We start from the raw sequence: 17,152 nt of genomic DNA, 5'->3' as shown, positions 1-17,152 counted from the left end.
CGAACGGCGGTCGTGGTGCGTGCGCGTCGCGGGGGAGATCCCGGAGAGCGGGCCTCAAGATCGAAACCAGCGTCCCGATCTTGGGGTGCCGGCGCCGGGGTCCGGCGCACAAGATCGGGATGCTCCCGGTACTTGTGCTTTCGGCTCCGGAATCGTGTCTTCTCCTGGGCACTGAGGGGCGAGTAGTCAAGCCCCCGTCCGGGCGATGCCGTCACGACTACGGCCGTGCCCCGGACTGGTTCGCGATCTTGTGGACTCGACGCCGGAGCCCGGCGCACACGATCGGATTTCTGCCCCTTCTTGTGCGCTGAGCTGCGGAAATCCGGTGCCGCCCAACCAAGATCGCAAGCCTTATCGATCTTGGGTATGCGGCACCGGGCCGCATCGCACAAGAACGCCGGCCGCGGGTCGATCATGCGTACGGACTCACCCGTTCGGAGGCTGGCGGACGCGGACGTGAGCAACCGAGAAGAAGGCTCGATCCCGGCATCTGGCGACCAAGATCGCGAGTCTTGTTGTTCTTGGTCGGGAAATGCCGGAGCGAACCGCACAAGATCTCGTCCGGCGATCGCTTGCGGTGATCAACAGCTTCCGGGCCGTCCACGATCGCGGCGGGCGGGGGCGGGCGACGCCGGTCCAACAGATGCTGATGTCCGGCGCTGAGGGGTGTTCAGGTGGGCCCGGGCTGGGCTGGTGGAAGCCTGATGTCCGGCGGTGGGGAGGTCCGGTGAGGGGCAGGTTGCGCTGGTCTGGCGGATGCCTGATGTTGAGCGGTGGGGTTCAGGTGGGGCCGGGTTGCGCTGGTCTGGCGGATGCCTGATGTTGAGCGGTGGGGTTCAGGTGGGGCCGGGTTGCGCTGGCCTGGCGGATGCCTGATGTTGAGCGGTGGAGGTTCAGGCGGGAGCGGGGCCAGGCTGGCCCGGCGAATGTCCGAGCCAGCGGCGGAGGAATTCGAGCTTGAGGTTCATTTCCGACAATGAGAAGCAGGGCTGTCCGGAGATGCCGGCGGCAGTGAGGGATGGCGCGGCGGGGCCGGCTGCGGCGAGGCGGTCGCTGGTGTGACGCCTGCCGGGAGCGGGCTGTGTGTGCGGTGATGATGGGTCAGGACGGCCAGCCGGCTCGGTTGGAGCAGGACTCGCGGCTGATGCCGGAGTTGGTCCGGGGCCAGCTGCCGGTCAGGTCGTTGTGCAGGTGGGCGAAGAAGTAGCACATCGACTCGCACTCGGCGTCCATGATCGCGAGCTCGGGGTGGGCTCGGACTGCCTCGTAGAAGTCCTGGCCGGCGGCGACGATGAAACCGCGGGCGTAGAGGAAACCGTCGTCGGAGCCGTCGGTGAACTCGTGGATGTCCGCGCGGTCGATGTCGAACAGCTTGCGCTCGAGGACCCGGTCGAGGTCGGTGAGCTCCTGCGCGGACAGATCGGCGGAGGCGGCCTGGAGCCGCTCCAGGAACGGCTTCAGCCACGGGTCCAGAGCGTGGAGCGCGTCCTCGCCGGTCTCCGGGGTGCGGTGGACCAGCGCGTGCCGGATCGCGGCGGGCTCCGGGCCCAGCCCGGCCCAGGCGGACTCGATGAGAGCCCAGAAACGGGTCTCGTCAGCGGCGGTCGGGAGCAGCGCAGTCGGCGCGTCGGTGGTCATGGGCGGAACGTATCAGCGGGGTCTGACAAGAATCGCGCGCGGCGGCAGAGACCGCGGTCAGCGGGGGCGCGGGGGTGACAGGGGGTCACTGCCACGCGGGCTCGTTGCTGTAGGACTCGCGGCTGATGCCGGAGCCGGTTTCGGGGCGGGTGCCGAAACGCTCCCGGTGCAGGTCGGCGAAGAAGTAGCACATCGGCTCGCAGTGGGCGTCCTCGATCGCCTTGCCGGGAGTCGCGTCGACGGCCTCGTAGAAGGCACGGCCGGCGGCGACGATGTAGCCGCGGGCGTGCAGGAAACCCTCCTCGGTTCCTTCGGCGGCCGTGTGGACGTCCCGGCGGTCCAGGTCGAACAGCTTGCGTTCCAGGACGCGGTCGAGGCCGGTCAGTTCGGTACTGGTCAGGTCGGCGCTGAGGGCCCGGAGACGGTCGAGGAACGGGTCCATCCAGGGGTCCAGGTCGTAGATCCAGGGTTCGTAGGCGCCGGGGGTCCGCTGGAGCAGTTGGCGGCGGAGGGCGTCCGGCTCGTCGCCGAGGGAGGTCCAGGCGGATTCCAGGAGTGACCAGAAGCGGGCCTCGTCGGCGGCGGCAGGAGCGATCGTCATGGCCGGGAAGGTATCAGCGGGGGTTGAAAGACGCTCACGAGCGTGAATGAGTGCCGGATTCCGCAATGTGCGGTGGACGGCCGGCGGCCGGGCGGCGTAATAACGACAGCGGGGCTTCCGGCAGGCCGGGTGCGGCGTGCCGCCCGTGCGCCGCGCGCCCTGCCGCGCTCGCGGAGCCCCGCCGAGGGACCCGAGAGGCGACCGACGATGCCGGACCCCACTCCCGAGTCGATTCCTTCCGCTGCCACGTCGCCGGCCGTCCCCGGCGAACCTGCCCCAGCCGCGGAGGCCGCCAACGGCAGGGTGACGCCTGCCGCGGAAACTCGCAAAACGGAAAAAATCGAGGTGGATGGAGCGCCAAGCAACGGCAGAAGGGGCGCCCACGGCGAGGGGGCCGAAGTAGGCGGTGCGGCGGTAGATGGCGGTGACGCGGGGACGGAAGGCCACGGCGGGCCGGCCGCGGGCGGTGACGATGGCCGGGCGGTCGCGGCGGAGACGATGCTCACCGCGCAGGATGATGGGGAGTTGGAGTTGCCGTACTGGCTGACCAGTACGGAGGAGGCGGCGAACACCACGTTCCTGCAGATGGTGCGGCGGCTGCCGAGCCTGCTGCGGGAGGCGTGGCTGCTCGGGTGGCGGGCCAGCCGGCGGACCACGGCGGCGGTGCTGATCCTGCAGATCGCGGCGGGGGTGGCGGCGGCCGTCGGGCTGATCAGTGTGGTCGGTGTGCTGGACGGGCTGCTGCTGGCGGGGCCGACGCCGGAACGTGTGCGGGCCGCCGTACCGTCGCTGCTGCTCTTGATCGTCGCCCTGGCGGTGCGGGGGTTGCTGGCGTCGGCGGCGACGGCGGCGCACGGGCGGCTGTCGCCGATGGTGTACGAGGCCGCGGAGATGCGGCTGCTGGACCTGACGACGCGGGTGGATCTGGCCACGTTCGACGATCCGGGCTGGCGGGACGCCATGGAACGGGCCCGGGACCGGGGGATCAGCGCCGCGCAGCAGGTGGTGGATCACGGCATCGAGGTGCTGACCCACCTGATCGGGCTGGTCGCGGCGGCGGGCGTGCTGGCGGTGCTGCATCCGGCGCTGCTGCCGATGCTGGTGCTCGCGGTGGTGCCGACGGCGTGGGCGGCGGTGCGGTCGGCCCGGCTCGGGTACCGCAGCAAGCTGCGGCTGATCGCGGTCTGGCGGCGTCAGCGGATGCTCGCCTACCTGCTGGCGGAGCGGGAGCAGGCGGCCGAGCTGCGAGCTTTCACGGTACGGCGTTTCCTGCTCGCCGAGGTCGGCCGGCTGCTGCGGATCTCCACTCTCGAGGAGATCCGGGTGATCGGCCGGGTGGTCCGGACGAACCTGGCCGGGCAGGCGCTGAGCGGGCTGGCGACCGGCCTGGCGTACATCATGCTGTTCTGGCTGTTGTGGACCGGCCGGATGGAGCTGGCGGTGGCCGGCGCCGCCGCGTACGCGATCAACATCGGGATCGGGAAGCTCAGCGAGCTGGCGTTCACCGCCAACCGGGTGTACGAGCAGGGGCTGTACTTCTCCGACTTCCAGGGCTTCTGCGACCTGTCGGTGGCGCGGGCCGAACCGGAGCCGGGACGGCGGGCCCCGGACCGGTTCACCGAGATCCGCCTGGACCGGGTGACGTTCAGCTACCCGGACGCCGAGCGGCCCGCCGTGAACGACGTCAGCGTCACCCTGCGGCGCGGGCAGATCATCGCGCTGGTCGGCGAGAACGGGTCCGGCAAGTCGACCCTGGCCGCCGTGCTGGCCGGGCTGTACCGGCCGCAGCAGGGCACGGTGCGCTGGGACGGGGTGGACGTGACCCGGTACGACCCGGAGTCGGTACGGGAACAGGTGGCGGTGGTGATGCAGGAGCCGACCCGGTGGCCGCTGTCGGCGCGGCTCAACATCGCGATCGGGCGGCACGACCGGCCGGCGACCCTGGAACGGGTGCGCGAGTCGGCGATGGCCGGGGACGCCCACGAGTTCGTGATGGAGCTGCCCCGGGAGTACGAGACCCTGCTGTCGCGCCATTTCACCGACGGCGCGGATCTGTCCGGCGGGCAGTGGCAGCGCCTCGCGGTGAGCCGGGCCTTTCATCGGGACGCGCCGCTGCTGATCTGCGACGAGCCGACCGCGAATCTGGACGCCCGGGCCGAGCACGAGGTGTACCGGCGGCTGCGGGACCTGGCCGCCGGCCGGACCGTGGTGCTGATCACCCACCGGATGGCGAGTGTCCGCGAGGCCGACCGGATCTACGTGCTCGACCACGGATCGGTCGTCGAGGAGGGGGACCACGCGGAGCTGATGGCGGCCGCCGGGCTGTACGCCCAGCTGTTCACCCTCCAGGCGAGCGCCTACCAGTCGGCCTGAGCGAAGATCGGGACATGAGGGAACTGTTCGAACGGCTCGGGGTCGAGCCGGCGCCCGCCACCCTGCTGCAGTTCTCCACCGCGTTCTGCGCCCCCTGCCGGGCCGTGCGCCGGGTCAGCGCCGAGGTCGCCGCCCTGCTCCCCGGGGTACGCCACGTCGAGGTGGACGCGGAGAGCCACCTCGACGAGATCCGGGAGCTCGGGATCGTACGTACCCCCACGCTGTTGATCCTCGACGCCGCCGGGCAGGAGGTGCGCCGCGCGACCGGCGTGCCCACCAAGCCGCACCTGATCGCCGCCCTGGCGGAGATCCTGCCCGCTCAGGCCTGAGCCGGCTCGGGCGCCGGCGAACCGGTCCGGACCAGGCGGCGGGCGCCCGGCACCAGCAGCATCGACGCGCTCGCGGCGAACAGGACGGCAGCGCACACCGTCAGCACCCGATCGATGCCGAACCGTTCCGACAGCGGCCCGGCCAGCGCGTTCCCGAGCGGCATCGCCAGGAACGAGGTCAGGTAGTCCCACGAGCTGACCCGGCCCAGCATCCGGTGCGGCACGTTCTCCTGCAGCGACGTCTCCCAGGCGACGTCGTAGAAGAGCAGGCCCGCGTACCCGATCACGGCGCCGATCATGACGGCGGCGAGAGTGCCCGGCCAGACGTACGCCAACGCCCACACCGCCATCAACGGCAGCGCCAGCAGGCCCGCCAGCAGCAACCGGCGCGGGCGCAGCCGCATCCCCAGCGCCGAGCCGATCACCCCGCCCAGACCCTCGGCGGCGGCGACCCAGCCGATCGCGTGCGCCCCGCCGAGCCGCTGCACCGCCACCACCTGCACCAGGACCAGGACCACGCCGTTGGCGACGTGGTAGACGGTCGCCCCGAACAGTCCGCTGACCAGCCAGTCCCGGGACCGGATCGCGTGCCACCCGGCGGCCAGCTCACCGCGCATCGGCGAGCGGGGGCCGCGCGGGGCGCGTACCCGGATCAGAGCCGCCGCGACCAGGGAGGCCAGGAAGCTGACCGCATTGATGCCGAAACCGGCAGGCGCGCCGAAGGCGGCGACGGTGATGCCCGCCGTGGCCGGGCCCGCCACGCCGCACGCCGACTGCAGCAGGCTCAGCGTGGCGTTCGCGCGCTGCCGCTGATCCGCCGGGACCAGCAGCGGCTTCAGGGCGGACATCGCGGGGCTGAAGAAGCTGCCGGCGCCGGCCGAGACAACGGTGAGCGCGCACAGCAGCGGCAGGTGGTAGCCGCCGGAGGCGAACATCACGGCGATGCCGGCGGTGGCGGCGAAACGGATCGCGTCGGAGACGACCAGGACGCGCTGCGGTTGCAGGCGGTCGGCCCAGATGCCGCCGAACAGGGTGCCGGCGAGCAGCGTGAGGATGTTGGCGGCCATCACCAGGCCGAGGTCGCGGGCGCCGCCGCCGGTGGTGACGACGGCGACGGCGAGGGCGACGGTCTGGAAGGCGTTGCCGAGCCAGGACAGGCCCTGACCGGTGGCGAGCAGCCGGAACTCACGGTTCATGCGACGGACAATAATTCCACGTCGAACTATTCGAAAGCGAATAGTTCGACGTGTGGCAGACTTCTCCCGTGGAAGACAGCGTGGATCAGCATGTGGCCAGGTGGGCGACCTACTGGAAGAACGAGCCCGCCTTCAACCCGCAGGTCGAGGGCGCCCTGGTCCGGATGAAGCACCTGCTGCGCTGGATCGAGCGCGCCGACGCCGCCGCCTTCGCCGTCGTCCGGGACGAATTCACCCTGCAGGACTACCAGACGCTGCACGCCCTGATGGTCCTGCCGTGGCCGAACGAGGCGACGCCCGCGCAGTTGGCCGAGGCGACCGGGGTGTCGCGCCCGGCGATGACGAGCCGGCTGGAGCGGCTGGCCGAGCTGGCGCTGATCACGCGGGAGATGGATGCCACCGACCGCCGCCGGATCCTGGTGCGGCCGAGCAAGACCGGCCGGGCGATGTGGAGCAAGTACATCTTCGAGGGCATCGCCCGTGACGGGGAACTGATGTCGGCCTTGACGGACGAGGAGCTGGGCACGCTGAACGCGCTGTTGCGGAAGGTCCTGGTCGCCCTGGAGAAGTGAGCGGGCGAGCGGGGTACCGCCAGATTCGGCGCCTGAAAAACAGAAACGCCGAATCTGTCCGGAATGTTTAGAATTTGGGAGCGTCGGGCGCTTCCAGCAGACCAAGCCGCAGCGCGGTCATGAGCGCCTGTGCCCGGTTCGCCGCACCCAGCTTCTCGTAGAGCTTCGAGATGTGGGTCTTCGCCGTCGACTCCGAGACGAACAGCTGCTTGGCGATCCCGGCCACGCTCATGCCGTCGGCGAGCAGGCGCAGCACCTGGCCCTCGCGCGGCGACAACTGCGGGCCGGACGGGGCGAGCCGCCGCTTCATCGCCTCGGCCAGATCGGCCGCGGTGAACGCGCTGGGCGCCGACGCCGCGTGCCGGGCGGCCGCCACGACCTCGTCCGCGGGCGCCGTCTTCGGCACGAACGCGCTGGCCCCGGCTTCGAGAGCGCCGAAGAGCTGGTCGTCGCCCGCATACATGGTCAGGACCACGATGCCCATGTTGGCGTTGTTCTTGCGCAGCGCGCGGGTGGCTTCGAGACCACTGCCGTCGGGCAGGCGAAGGTCCATGATCACGACATCCGGCTGGAGGGCGCCGGCCTGGCGCACCGCCTCCGCCGCCGTGGCGGCCTCACCGACGACCTCGAACTGCCGGTCGCGCTCGAATGCGTGTCGCAGCCCCTTACGGATCAGATCGTGATCGTCGACAAGGAGGACCTTGGTGCGCGTCGTCGGCGCAGGACTGGTCGACATGCTCGGGTTACTCCCCTTCTGGAGCTGAAACGCTATCCCGCACGCTATCGCGCCGAGGCGGTGTTCCGAGCACTACAGCGACGGTTGTCCCGCTGGGGTGTCGCGGCGTGATCTTGAGACGACCGCGGATGCGTTCGGCGCGTTCCGCCATGATGGTAAGACCGTAGCGGCCGTCGGGGCGGGTGTCCGCGAACCCCTTGCCGTCATCCGACACCTCGATCTCGGCGTACGGCGGGTCGACCGTACAGGTGACCCACAGGTTCGACGCCCCCGCGTGCTTGCGCGCGTTGGTGATCGCCTCCTGGGCGATCCGCAGCAGCTCGGCCTCGGTGGCGGCGGGCAGCCGGGCGGTCGACTCGTCGAAGGTGAAGTGCACCCGCAGCCCGGCGCTGGTGCCCAGGGTCCGGGCGTACTCGGCGATCGCCGCGGCCAGCCCGCCGTTGCGGTCGACCTCGCTGCGCAGCTCGAACAGGCTCAGCCGCAGCTCGGTGATCACCCGGGTCACCTCGGAGCGCAGCACGCGCAGCTCCTCGGCCGTCTCCTCGGCGCCCTCCGGCAGGGTGGCCTGCGCGTTGTCGATGCCGTAGCCGACCATCACCAGCTCCTGCGCGACCCCGTCGTGGATCTCCCGGGCCAGCCGCTGCCGCTCCTCGTTGGTGGCCAGCGAGCGGACGTCGTCGAAGAGCAGGGCGGCCTCCAGCCGCAGCGAGGCCGGGCCGGTCACCTCCGTCACGGCTTGCACCACCGCGGAGGGGTACGCCCCGGAGGCGTCCGTCTCCAGGATGACGAGGCCGATCGTCCGGACCCCGGCGACCAGCGGCACCACCAGCGAGGACACGTCGCCCCCGGGGTGGCTGCGCGCCTGCGACCGGCTCGCGGTCTGCGGCTGCTGGGTTGCCCAGGCGTCGGCGATTCCCGAGTCGGCGTCGAGGGTGGTCTCCCAGTCGACCCGCTCGGCCCCGGTCTGCGCCAGCACGACGAGACGGCCGCCGCCGCTGGCCGACAGCACCGCCGCCCGGTGCCCGGGGGCGACCGCCCGCAGCTCCTCCAGGAGGTGCTCGGAGATGCCGCCCGGGTCCAGGGTCGCGCCGGGCAGCGACCGGGCCACGCTGCGCAGCTGGGTGAGCAGGCGGGTGGCCTCCGCGTACGGCTGCGGGGTGGGCTCCGGCGGCTGCAGCAGCTGCCGCATCGTCTCGGCGGCGAACGTGATGATCGCCCCGAGCACCAGCCACTGGCCGCAGGCGGCCAGGTAGCCCGGGGTCCGCAGCACGTCGCCCGGACCGGCCATGGCGCCGCCGGCGACCATGGTGACCGCCGCGACGCCGAGCAGCGACAGACCCTCCATGGTGCGGCGGTGCAGGGCCGCGGTGAGCAGCGGCACCGCCAGGTAGGGCAGCACCGCCTCGGCGCCGAACCCGGCGTCGACCCGGTCGGCCTCCTGCGCGGCGGCGGCGACCCACCCGGCCGCCAGGCAGGTGACCACCACCTCGGCGGCCCGGCCCAGCGGCGCCAGGACGGGATGGTCGCGGGCCACGAAGCTGGGCACGGCGGCGACCGCCAGCAGGACGATCCAGCCGAGCTGGGACGGCTTGCCGGTGGCGGTCAGGGTCAGGGCCGCGACCAGCAGGAGCATGACGGCACGGGCCGCGGCTTCGGCCGGGCGGATACGCGCGGGACCACTGGCGAGGGCTGGCACGTGACGGATCGTAGCGGGACGCTGCGGGATCGGCGCGTTGCGGCGACGCCCCGGTCGCGCGAACGGGCGCGTTCAGCGAGTAGCCTGCCGTGCATGGCGGACACCTCGACACAGTCGATTCAGGTCCATGCGCCCCTGGCCCGGGTCGCCGCGGTGATCTGCGACTTCCCGCGTTACCCGGATTGGGCGGAGTCGATCAAGAAAGTCCAGGTCCTCGAGGAGTACGAGGACGGGTACGCCGCTCAGGTGCGGTTCCAGATCGACGCGACGGTGCTGGTCGACGAATACACCCTGGAGTACGCGTACGCCGACGATCTGTCCCGGATCGAGTGGCACCTGGTCGAGCCGTCGAAGACGCAGCGCTCCCAGGAGGGGGCCTACGACCTGGTGGAGAACGCGGACGGCAGCACGACTGTGACGTACACCCTGGCGGTCGATCTCGCGATCGGCATGCTGGGGATGTTCCGCCGCAAGGCGGAGAAAATGATCATGGATACGGCGCTCAAGGAGCTCAAGCGCCGGGTCGAGAGCCTGCCCGCGGCCTGAGCCGCGGGCCGAGGGGAGCGCAGCATGCCCGGGTCAGCGCGGGAGGAGGCGGAGCGCCTGGTCGCGGCGTTCCTCGCGCACGCATCGGCGGGCGGACGCTCGCCCGGGGAGGGATTCGGCCTCCTGGGTGAATCGGTCATGGGCCTGCTGGCGAGCGCCGGCGCCGCCGCCGGCTCCTGGTCGACCGGCAGCGCCGAGTGCTGCGTGTGCCCGGTCTGCAAGGCGATCGCCGCGGTCCGTGACCCGAGCCCGGAGACCGCCGAACGGCTCGCCGGCAGTGCCGGCGACATCGCCGCCGGGGTGGCCGGGCTGATGCGCGCCTTCTCCACGCTGAGCGGCGAGCGGTCCCGCCCGGCCGCGCCGCGTCCCCGCCCGCAGCCCGCCCCGGACCGGGCCTGGTCGGCGGCGACCGACGAGGCGCCCGCGGCCGAGCCCGACGCGGAGGCCGACCCCTGGGGCGCGGCCAGCGCCGCCGACGCCCGGGCGGCAGCGGTGGAGCGGGCCCGCAACGAGGCCGCCGCGGCCCGGGCCCGGGCCGCCGCCGCCGAGCAGGCCGTCGCGCGCGCCGTCGAGCAGGCCCGGGCGGCCGCGGCCGCCGCGGGATCCACCCGGACCGGGGACGTCTGGGCGGCCGCCACTGCCGAGGCGGCCGTGAGCGGCCCGGACACGCCCCGTAGCGTGGATCATGAGTTGGGCGCCACGGCGCCCGAGGACCGCGACACGGGTCCGGGCGACGACGCCCGCCCCGGCAGCGCGGTGTGAACTGTTTGCAGAGGGGACGGGCAGCGTGACGCTGACCATCGGAATCGACGTCGGCGGCACCAAGGTCGCCGGTGGTGTGGTCGACGAGCACGGCAACGTGCTCGCCTCTAACCGCCGGCCCACGCCGGCGGACGACCCCGCCGGCACCCGGGACACGATCGTCGAGGTGGCCGCCGAGCTGGTGGCGCAGTACCCGGAGGCGGCCGCGATCGGGATCGGGGCCGCCGCGTGGATCGACGCGGCCGGCTCGACCGTGCTGTTCGCGCCGAACCTGGCCTGGCGCGACGAGCCGCTGCAGGCCTACGTGAGCAAGGCCACGAACCTGCCGGTCGTGCTGGACAACGACGCCAACGTCGCCGCCTGGGCGGAGTTCCGCTTCGGGGTGGCCGCGCACGCCGACTCGATGGTGATGATCACCGTCGGCACCGGCATCGGCGGCGCGATCGTGGTGAACGGGCAGCTGTGGCGCGGCGCCAACGGCATCGCCGCGGAGCTCGGGCACATCCAGTCGGTGCCGGACGGGCATCCGTGCGGCTGCGGCCGGCTGGGCTGCCTGGAGCAGTACGCGAGCGGCAACGCGCTGGTCCGCTTCGGCCGGGCCGGGGCGCGCCAGGAGCCGGACCGGGCCGCCGCGCTGCTCGCCCTGGCCGGCGGTGACGCGCTGGCCATCACCGGCCGGCAGATCACCGAGGCGGCGCGGGCCGGCGACGGGGTCGCGATGGACGCGTTCGCCCAGGTCGGCTACTGGCTCGGGGTGGCGCTGGCCGACCTGGCGCAGAGCCTGGACCCGCAGCTGATGGTGATCGGCGGCGGGGTGATCGACGCGGGACCGCTGCTGATGGGACCGATCGAGCGGGCGTACCGGGATCAGCTCGCCAACCGGGACCGGTTCCCGGTGGCCGCGATCCACGCCGCCCGGATGGGCAACGCGGCCGGCGTGGTCGGCGCTGCCGACCTCGCGCGACTCGCCTGAGGCGGCGGGGGATGTCCGGGGTTCCGCTGCGGGTGGTCAGCTACAACGTCCACGGGTTGCGGGACGACCGGGCCGCGCTGGTCGGCCTGGTCCGCGATCTGGCCCCGGACGTCCTCGTCGTGCAGGAGGCGCCGCGCCGGTTCCGGTGGCGGCAGAAGTGCGCGCTGCTCGCCGCCGAGACCGGTCTCGTGGTGGCCGCCGGCGGGCTGCCGTCGCTGGGCAACCTGCTGCTGGTCAGCCTGCGGGTGGCGGTCAAGCGGACCTGGTGCCTGCGCTACCCGCTCACCCCGGGCCGGCATCTGCGTGGCGCGGTGTTCGCGCAGGGGGCGGTCCGCGGCGCGACGTTCACCGTCTCCGGCTCGCACCTGGCCACCGATCCGGCCGAGCGGCCGTCCCAGGCCGCGCACTGGAAGGCCGAGCTGGACGCCGTCACCGGCCCGGCGATCGTGGCGGCCGACCTGAACGAGGGCCCGGGCGGCGGCGCCTGGCGGACGGTGCAGGACGGGCTGGTCGGTTCGGCCGCTGACGTGCCCACCTTCCCGGCGACGGTGCCCAGCCGGCGCATCGACGCGCTGTTCGTCACCCCGGACGTGACCATCGAGAAGTACGAGATCATCGGGACCGACCGGGCCCGCGTCGCGAGTGATCATCTGCCGATCGTCGCGGACCTTTTGCTCCCTTCCTCCTAAGCGCGGCATCTGCAAGGATCGCCGGGTGCAAGACTCCCCGGACCTCGGCGACCGTGGCGGCGCGGTGTGCGTCATCGGCGCCGGAGCGAGCGGTCTGACCGCCGTCAAGAACCTGCGCGAGCAGGGCTTCGCGGTCGACTGCTACGAGCGTGAGACCTCCGTCGGCGGCGCCTGGAACTGGCGGCACGACCGCAGCCCGGTCTATGCCGGGGCGCATGTGATCTCGTCGCGGCCCCTCACCGAGTTCCCCGACTTCCCGATGCCGGACACCTGGCCGGACTATCCGCACCACAGCCGGATCCTGGGGTACCTGGAGCGGTACGCGCAGCACTTCGGGCTCGGCGACGACATCTGGTTCGGCATGGAGGTCGCCGCGATCGAGCCGGCCGGCGACGGCCGCTGGGACGTGACCATCCGGTCCATCGGCGGCGGCTCGTCGCGGGTGCAGCGGTACGCGGCCGTGGTGATCGCCAACGGGCACAACGGGGCGCCGGTCCACCCGGAGATCCCGGGGGAGTTCGGCGGGCAGGTGATCCATGCCAACGCGTACAAGGACCCGTCCCGGCTGCGCGGCCGCCGGGTGCTGGTGATCGGCGGCGGCAACACCGGCTGCGACATCGCGGTCGAGGCGGCCCAGCACGCCGATCGGGTGTGGCACTCGACCCGGCGCGGCTACTGGTACGCCCCGAAGTATCTCGGCACCCGCCCCGCCGACCAGGCCCGGCAGCGCCGGGGGCCGGCCTGGCTGCGGCAGTGGCGGCACCGCCGGGTCGCCGCCGACCTGACCCGCTGGGGTGTCCCCGCCCCGGACCACACCCCGGACGAGCGTCACCCGGTGGTCAACGGCCTGCTGCCGCACTATCTCGGGCACGGCCGGATCGAGCCGGTGGGCGACGTGCTCCGGTACGACGGCACGTCGGTGGAACTGGCCGGCGGCCACCGGATCGAGCCGCACCTGGTCATCACCGCCACCGGGTACCGCCCCCGCTTCGACTTCGCCGCCCCGGAGCTGCTCGACGCCGACGAGCACGGCCGCCCCGATCTGCACCTGCACACCTTCGCCCGCAAGCACCCCACGCTCGCGGTGGTCGGCCTGGTGCAGCCGGACAGCGGCGTCTTCCCGCTCGCCCACTGGCAGAGCGTCGCGGTGGCCCGCTGGCTGCGGCTGCGCGCGGGCGACCCGGAGAAGGCCGCCGCGGTGCAGCGTGAGGAATCCCGGCGCCCGCCGGCGTCCTGGTCGCGGCGCCCCGGGTTCGAGGTCGCCCACGTCGACTACCTGCGTGCCGTGGAGAGCCTGCTGAATCGGATGGACGACCCCAAGTGAGAGAGATCCTGCGGTACAAGGACTGGTCCGACCCGGTGCCCGCCGCCGACCGCGAGGTCGTCTCGGCGCTGCCCGGCGACGACGAGGGCCGCCCGCCGCTGCTGTTCGTGCCCGGCCACGGCCACGGCGCCGGGGTGTTCGCCGAGCACTGGCTCGCCCACGCCGCGAGCCGCGGTTTCCCGGCCCACGCCGTAACCCCGCGTCCCGGCGGCGACCGGCGCGCCCAGGTCCACGACGTGGTCCAGGTGGCGGCCGGCCTGCCCCGCCGGACGGTGCTGATCGGCCACGGCGCCGGCGCCCGGGTGGTGGCCGGGGCGCTGGGCCGTTACCCGGCCCGCGCCGCGGTCCTGGTCGCCCCGCTGCTCGAGGACCGGTTCGGGTGGCGGCGCCGGGTCACCCTGCCGGACCCGGTCGGTGATCCGCCCATGCTGGTGGCGGGCAGCCCGGACGACCGGGTGGTGTCGCGGGCCGCCCTGGACCGCGCCGCGGCCCGGTACGGCGTGGCGCCGCTGCTGTTCCCCGGCATGGGCCACGACCTGATGCGGGAGCCGAGCTGGGCCGAGCCGATCGATGCGATCCTGGACTGGCTGCTCAAGGAGCTGTGAGCCGCTCCGCCAGCCGCCCGGTGTGGTCGAGCGCGCTCAGGTAGGCCCGCGCCCACGCCATGATGTCGTGGGTGGCCAGGTGCCGGCGCATCGCCGTCATCCGGGCGGTCAGGTCGGCGCTGTCCGCCTCCATGGCCTGCAACAGGGTGTCCTTGAGCCCGTCGACGTCGTGCGGGTTGACCAGGAAGGCCTGTCCGAGTTCGGCGGCGGCCCCGGCGAACTCGCTGAGCACCAGCGCGCCCGCGCCGTCCTCACGGGCCGCCACGAACTCCTTGGCGACCAGGTTCATCCCGTCGCGCAGCGGGGTCACCACCATCACGTCGGCGGTCCGGTAGAGGGCGGCGAGCTGGGACCGGGCGAACGGCTGGTTCAGGTAGTGGATGGCGGGCTCGCCGACCCTGCCGTACTCGCCGTTGATCCGGCCGACCTCGCCCTCGATCCGGTCACGCAGGTCCTGGTAGCTCTCCACCCGTTCCCGGCTGGGCACCGCCACCTGCACCAGCACCGTGTCGCGCACTTTCACGTAGCCGTCGCGCAGCAGCTCGCTGTACGCCGTGAGCCGGTGCTCGATGCCCTTGGTGTAGTCGAGCCGGTCCACGCTGAGCAGCACCCGTTTCGGCTCGCCCAGGCTGTGCCGCAGCTGCTCGGCCTGGCTGACCACGTCCGGCCGGGCGGCCAGCGCCCGCATCTCGGCGACGTCGATGGAGACCGGGAACGCGCCGGTCCGCACGGTCCGCCCGTCCACGGTGATGGCGTCGTCGGTGGCGTCGGCCCCGAGCAGCTTCTGCGCCAGCTGGGCGACGTTGTGGGCGGCCTGTTCGCGCTGGAAGCCGACCAGGTCCGCGCCGAGCATCCCGCGCAGCAGCTCGACCCGGCGGGGCAGTTGCATGTACAGCTCCGGGGGCGGGAACGGCACGTGCATGAAGAAGCCGATCAGCAGGTCCGGCCGCAGTTCCCGGAGCATCCCGGGGACGAGCTGGAGGTGGTAGTCCTGCACCCAGACGGCGGCGCCCGGCTCGGCCACCTCGGCGGCGGCCTCGGCGAACCGGCGGTTGACCGTCCGGTACGTCTCCCACCAGCCACGGTCGAACGTCGGCTGCTGCACGGCGTCGTGATAGAGCGGCCACAGGGTCGAGTTGGCGAACCCCTCGTAATAGCCCCGCAGCTCGTCCTCGGTCAGTGACACGGGCCGTAACCGCAGGCTGCCGACGTCGGGCAGGGCCGGCGCCGGGCCGACCCCGCCGGCCCAGCCGACCCAGGTGGCCGGGGTCTGCTCCAGGATCGCGTGCAGGGCGCTGGCCAGGCCACCGGGATTGCGGCGCCACTCACAGGCTCCGTCCGGAGCGGCGCTGTCATCCAGGGGCAGGCGGTTGGCGATGACGACGAGCGAACTCTGACGCATCACCGTAGGTTACTGCGTCAGCACCGACATCTGTCTATACGACGGCGCCGTCGTCGTCCTCGTCGTCCTCGTCGCCCGAGCGCAGGCGCCAGACCAGGGTGCCCGCGCCGCCGACGACAGCGGCGAAGCCCAGCAGCTGGACCGTGAACGCGTCGAGCGGCACCAGCCGCGGGAACAGGAACAGCACCAGGCCGAACACCACGCCCAGCAGGCCCACGACCGCGTATTTCGAGATGCTCGGCAGGGGCGGGGGAGGCGGCGGGACGTAGCGCTCCTCCTCCTCGTCCTCCGCGTCGGGCGGCAGGTCGCTGCCGAACGTGTCGAGTCCGTAGAGGATCGAGGGCTCGTCCTTGGGGTCGGTGCGCCGCCGGTTGAGGGGCGTGCCCTCCTCGGTGACCGGGCGGGCCGGCTCCTGGCGAGGGGTGTCCTCAGCGGCCGGCCACGGTGGCGTCTCGGCGTCGACCGTGGTGTGGAACCCGGCGATGATCTTGGCCCACTCGGCGTCCACCTCGGCCTGCGGCCGGGGCGCGGGCGCCGGGGGCGCCGGTGGGGTGGGCGGTGCCCCGCCGGTCACCTTCTGCAGGTGCTCCTTGGCGGTCTCCAGATGAGCCCGGTCCACGAACAGCCGGTCGATCGGCCGCGCGGGCAGCGTGGTCGCCCGCAGGATCGGGTTCAGATCGGCGGTCGGTTGCAGGTAGGCGGCGATGCCGCCGGCCGCCAGGACGTCGAGCAGATGCTCGCCGATCCGAGGATCCACATCTCCCGCCGCCGCGTAGTCGGCAGCGTCAAGCCCATTGTCACGCCGCCCACGACGGGCGCCACCCGCTGTCACCGATGCACACCCCCTTGCCGACCGTGCCTTGAATGGTGACACGGCAGGCGCCTGTTGCGGGAGTGCGTTGTGACGCGCCGCCCCCGCTTCGTACGCTTCTGGCGCCCCGGACGCACGGTGGCATCCGTCGAAAGGACGTCAGTGTTCTACTGGCTGCTGAAGTTGGTGGTTCTCGGACCGGTGCTGAGACTGGTCTTCCGCCCCAAGGTGGAGGGCCTGCGGAACGTGCCCCGCTCCGGCCCGGTGATCCTCGCCTGTAACCACCTCTCGTTCTCCGACTCGATCTTCACCCCTCTGATCATGAAGCGGAAAGTGACCTTCGTCGCCAAGGCCGAATACTTCACCGGCAAGGGGATCAAGGGCTGGTTCTCGCGGATGTTCTTCACCGGCGCCGGGACCATCCCGGTGGACCGTTCGGGCGGCCAGGCGGCCCAGGCGGCTCTGGACACCCTGCTGCGCGTGCTGCGGGAGGGCAACATCGCCGGCATCTATCCGGAGGGCACCCGCTCGCCGGACGGCCGGCTCTACCGCGGCAAGACCGGGGTCGCCCGGCTGGCCCTGGAGAGCGGCGCCCCGGTCGTCCCGGTGGCGCTGCTGAACACCGACGAGATCCAGCCGACCGGCACGCTGATCCCGTCGGTGAAGCGGGTCCGGATCCGGATCGGCGCGCCGCTCGACTTCTCCCGGTACGCCGACCAGAAGGGCGACCGGTTCGTCGAGCGCGCCATCACCGACGAGATCATGTACGAGCTGATGGCGCTGTCCGGCCGCGAGTACGTCGACGTCTACGCCTCCACGCTCAAGACCGCGGCCTGACGGCAGAACCGCGTGTGTATTCCGGGTGCGTATGACGGCCGAAATACACACGCGGTCGGGCC

Annotated in this window: 17 protein-coding genes; 10 read left to right on the top strand and 7 right to left on the bottom strand. The window is 72.5% G+C overall.

All coding sequences use genetic code 11. The annotated features are described in order from the left end of the window. Positions 1–1,101: 1,101 nt before the first annotated feature. On the bottom strand, positions 1,102–1,638 hold the full coding sequence (locus ACZ3II_RS20425; protein WP_465519236.1) for a DUF4240 domain-containing protein: 537 nt from the start codon (positions 1,636–1,638) through the stop codon (positions 1,102–1,104). A gap of 85 nt (positions 1,639–1,723) precedes the next feature. Then, positions 1,724–2,239 carry a DUF4240 domain-containing protein gene (locus tag ACZ3II_RS20420; RefSeq protein ID WP_465519235.1) on the bottom strand — a complete coding sequence of 172 codons (516 nt, stop codon included), beginning with the start codon at positions 2,237–2,239 and terminating at the stop codon, positions 1,724–1,726. A gap of 525 nt (positions 2,240–2,764) precedes the next feature. Between ACZ3II_RS20420 and ACZ3II_RS20415 the strand changes: the two genes are divergently transcribed. Both ACZ3II_RS20415 and ACZ3II_RS20410 read left to right on the top strand, forming a co-directional pair. After that, positions 2,765–4,612, top strand: a complete 1,848-nt coding sequence (locus tag ACZ3II_RS20415) for an ABC transporter ATP-binding protein (RefSeq protein ID WP_465519234.1) — start codon at positions 2,765–2,767, stop codon at positions 4,610–4,612. Between the two features lie 14 nt (positions 4,613–4,626). Beyond that, positions 4,627–4,941, top strand: a complete 315-nt coding sequence (locus ACZ3II_RS20410; protein WP_465519233.1) for a TlpA family protein disulfide reductase — start codon at positions 4,627–4,629, stop codon at positions 4,939–4,941. Here ACZ3II_RS20410 and ACZ3II_RS20405 read toward each other — a convergent pair. Continuing rightward, positions 4,932–6,137, bottom strand: coding sequence for an MFS transporter (locus tag ACZ3II_RS20405; protein ID WP_465519232.1), 1,206 nt, complete (start codon positions 6,135–6,137; stop codon positions 4,932–4,934). The two genes, ACZ3II_RS20410 and ACZ3II_RS20405, sit on opposite strands and share 10 nt — an antisense overlap. Positions 6,138–6,205: 68 nt before the next feature. On the opposite strand from ACZ3II_RS20405, the gene ACZ3II_RS20400 reads away from it, so the two are divergent. Then, positions 6,206–6,709 carry a MarR family winged helix-turn-helix transcriptional regulator gene (locus ACZ3II_RS20400; protein ID WP_465519231.1) on the top strand — a complete coding sequence of 168 codons (504 nt, stop codon included), beginning with the start codon at positions 6,206–6,208 and terminating at the stop codon, positions 6,707–6,709. A 67-nt stretch (positions 6,710–6,776) separates the two neighbouring features. Here the strand turns inward: ACZ3II_RS20400 and ACZ3II_RS20395 are convergent, their stop codons facing one another. Continuing rightward, positions 6,777–7,445 (bottom strand): response regulator transcription factor, encoded by a 669-nt coding sequence (locus ACZ3II_RS20395; protein WP_014688640.1) that lies wholly within the window; start codon positions 7,443–7,445, stop codon positions 6,777–6,779. A 7-nt stretch (positions 7,446–7,452) separates the two neighbouring features. Further along, the gene (locus ACZ3II_RS20390; RefSeq protein WP_465519230.1) at positions 7,453–9,141 is read right to left on the bottom strand and encodes a GAF domain-containing sensor histidine kinase; all 1,689 of its coding nucleotides are present in this window, start codon (positions 9,139–9,141) and stop codon (positions 7,453–7,455) included. A 93-nt stretch (positions 9,142–9,234) separates the two neighbouring features. Here ACZ3II_RS20390 and ACZ3II_RS20385 point away from each other — a divergent pair, with 93 nt between their 5' ends. From ACZ3II_RS20385 to ACZ3II_RS20360, 6 genes are read left to right on the top strand one after another with little or no spacing between them, the layout of a single operon-like run. After that, positions 9,235–9,687 (top strand): SRPBCC family protein, encoded by a 453-nt coding sequence (locus ACZ3II_RS20385; protein ID WP_465519229.1) that lies wholly within the window; start codon positions 9,235–9,237, stop codon positions 9,685–9,687. Positions 9,688–9,711: 24 nt separating this feature from the next. After that, positions 9,712–10,449 (top strand): hypothetical protein, encoded by a 738-nt coding sequence (locus ACZ3II_RS20380; RefSeq protein ID WP_465519228.1) that lies wholly within the window; start codon positions 9,712–9,714, stop codon positions 10,447–10,449. A gap of 25 nt (positions 10,450–10,474) precedes the next feature. Then, positions 10,475–11,422 carry an ROK family glucokinase gene (locus ACZ3II_RS20375; protein ID WP_465519227.1) on the top strand — a complete coding sequence of 316 codons (948 nt, stop codon included), beginning with the start codon at positions 10,475–10,477 and terminating at the stop codon, positions 11,420–11,422. Positions 11,423–11,433: 11 nt separating this feature from the next. Beyond that, positions 11,434–12,111 carry an endonuclease/exonuclease/phosphatase family protein gene (locus ACZ3II_RS20370; protein ID WP_465519226.1) on the top strand — a complete coding sequence of 226 codons (678 nt, stop codon included), beginning with the start codon at positions 11,434–11,436 and terminating at the stop codon, positions 12,109–12,111. A gap of 25 nt (positions 12,112–12,136) precedes the next feature. Then, on the top strand, positions 12,137–13,435 hold the full coding sequence (locus ACZ3II_RS20365; protein ID WP_465519225.1) for a flavin-containing monooxygenase: 1,299 nt from the start codon (positions 12,137–12,139) through the stop codon (positions 13,433–13,435). Further along, entirely contained in the window at positions 13,432–14,040 is a 609-nt protein-coding gene (locus ACZ3II_RS20360) for an alpha/beta hydrolase (RefSeq protein ID WP_465519224.1), read from the top strand. The genes ACZ3II_RS20365 and ACZ3II_RS20360 overlap by 4 nt, the downstream gene beginning before the upstream one ends. Here ACZ3II_RS20360 and ACZ3II_RS20355 read toward each other — a convergent pair. After that, entirely contained in the window at positions 14,027–15,442 is a 1,416-nt protein-coding gene (locus ACZ3II_RS20355) for an alpha,alpha-trehalose-phosphate synthase (UDP-forming) (RefSeq protein ID WP_465519223.1), read from the bottom strand. The two genes, ACZ3II_RS20360 and ACZ3II_RS20355, sit on opposite strands and share 14 nt — an antisense overlap. 34 nt (positions 15,443–15,476) lie before the next feature. Continuing rightward, a complete protein-coding gene (locus ACZ3II_RS20350; RefSeq protein ID WP_465519222.1) occupies positions 15,477–16,274 on the bottom strand; it encodes a DUF308 domain-containing protein in 798 nt (265 codons plus the stop codon). A gap of 141 nt (positions 16,275–16,415) precedes the next feature. Here ACZ3II_RS20350 and ACZ3II_RS20345 point away from each other — a divergent pair, with 141 nt between their 5' ends. Then, complete coding sequence (locus tag ACZ3II_RS20345; RefSeq protein ID WP_465519221.1) at positions 16,416–17,090, top strand: lysophospholipid acyltransferase family protein; 675 nt, start codon at positions 16,416–16,418, stop codon at positions 17,088–17,090. The last annotated feature ends 62 nt before the right edge of the window (positions 17,091–17,152 follow it).

The sequence above is a fragment of the Actinoplanes sp. NPDC019969 genome, from assembly GCF_055562375.1.
The sequence above is the reverse complement of the archived record's forward strand: the minus strand, read 5'-3'. Positions and strand labels throughout refer to the sequence as shown.

What these genes read in the sequence shown, in the direction of transcription:
- ACZ3II_RS20355 (WP_465519223.1), bottom strand. Translation starts at nt 15,442, where the DNA reads ATGCGTCAGAGTTCGCTCGTCGTCATCGCCAACCGCCTGCCCCTGGAT.
- ACZ3II_RS20380 (WP_465519228.1), top strand. Translation starts at nt 9,712, where the DNA reads ATGCCCGGGTCAGCGCGGGAGGAGGCGGAGCGCCTGGTCGCGGCGTTC.
- ACZ3II_RS20405 (WP_465519232.1), bottom strand. Translation starts at nt 6,137, where the DNA reads ATGAACCGTGAGTTCCGGCTGCTCGCCACCGGTCAGGGCCTGTCCTGG.
- ACZ3II_RS20370 (WP_465519226.1), top strand. Translation starts at nt 11,434, where the DNA reads ATGTCCGGGGTTCCGCTGCGGGTGGTCAGCTACAACGTCCACGGGTTG.
- ACZ3II_RS20425 (WP_465519236.1), bottom strand. Translation starts at nt 1,638, where the DNA reads ATGACCACCGACGCGCCGACTGCGCTGCTCCCGACCGCCGCTGACGAG.
- ACZ3II_RS20385 (WP_465519229.1), top strand. Translation starts at nt 9,235, where the DNA reads ATGGCGGACACCTCGACACAGTCGATTCAGGTCCATGCGCCCCTGGCC.
- ACZ3II_RS20395 (WP_014688640.1), bottom strand. Translation starts at nt 7,445, where the DNA reads ATGTCGACCAGTCCTGCGCCGACGACGCGCACCAAGGTCCTCCTTGTC.
- ACZ3II_RS20410 (WP_465519233.1), top strand. Translation starts at nt 4,627, where the DNA reads ATGAGGGAACTGTTCGAACGGCTCGGGGTCGAGCCGGCGCCCGCCACC.
- ACZ3II_RS20420 (WP_465519235.1), bottom strand. Translation starts at nt 2,239, where the DNA reads ATGACGATCGCTCCTGCCGCCGCCGACGAGGCCCGCTTCTGGTCACTC.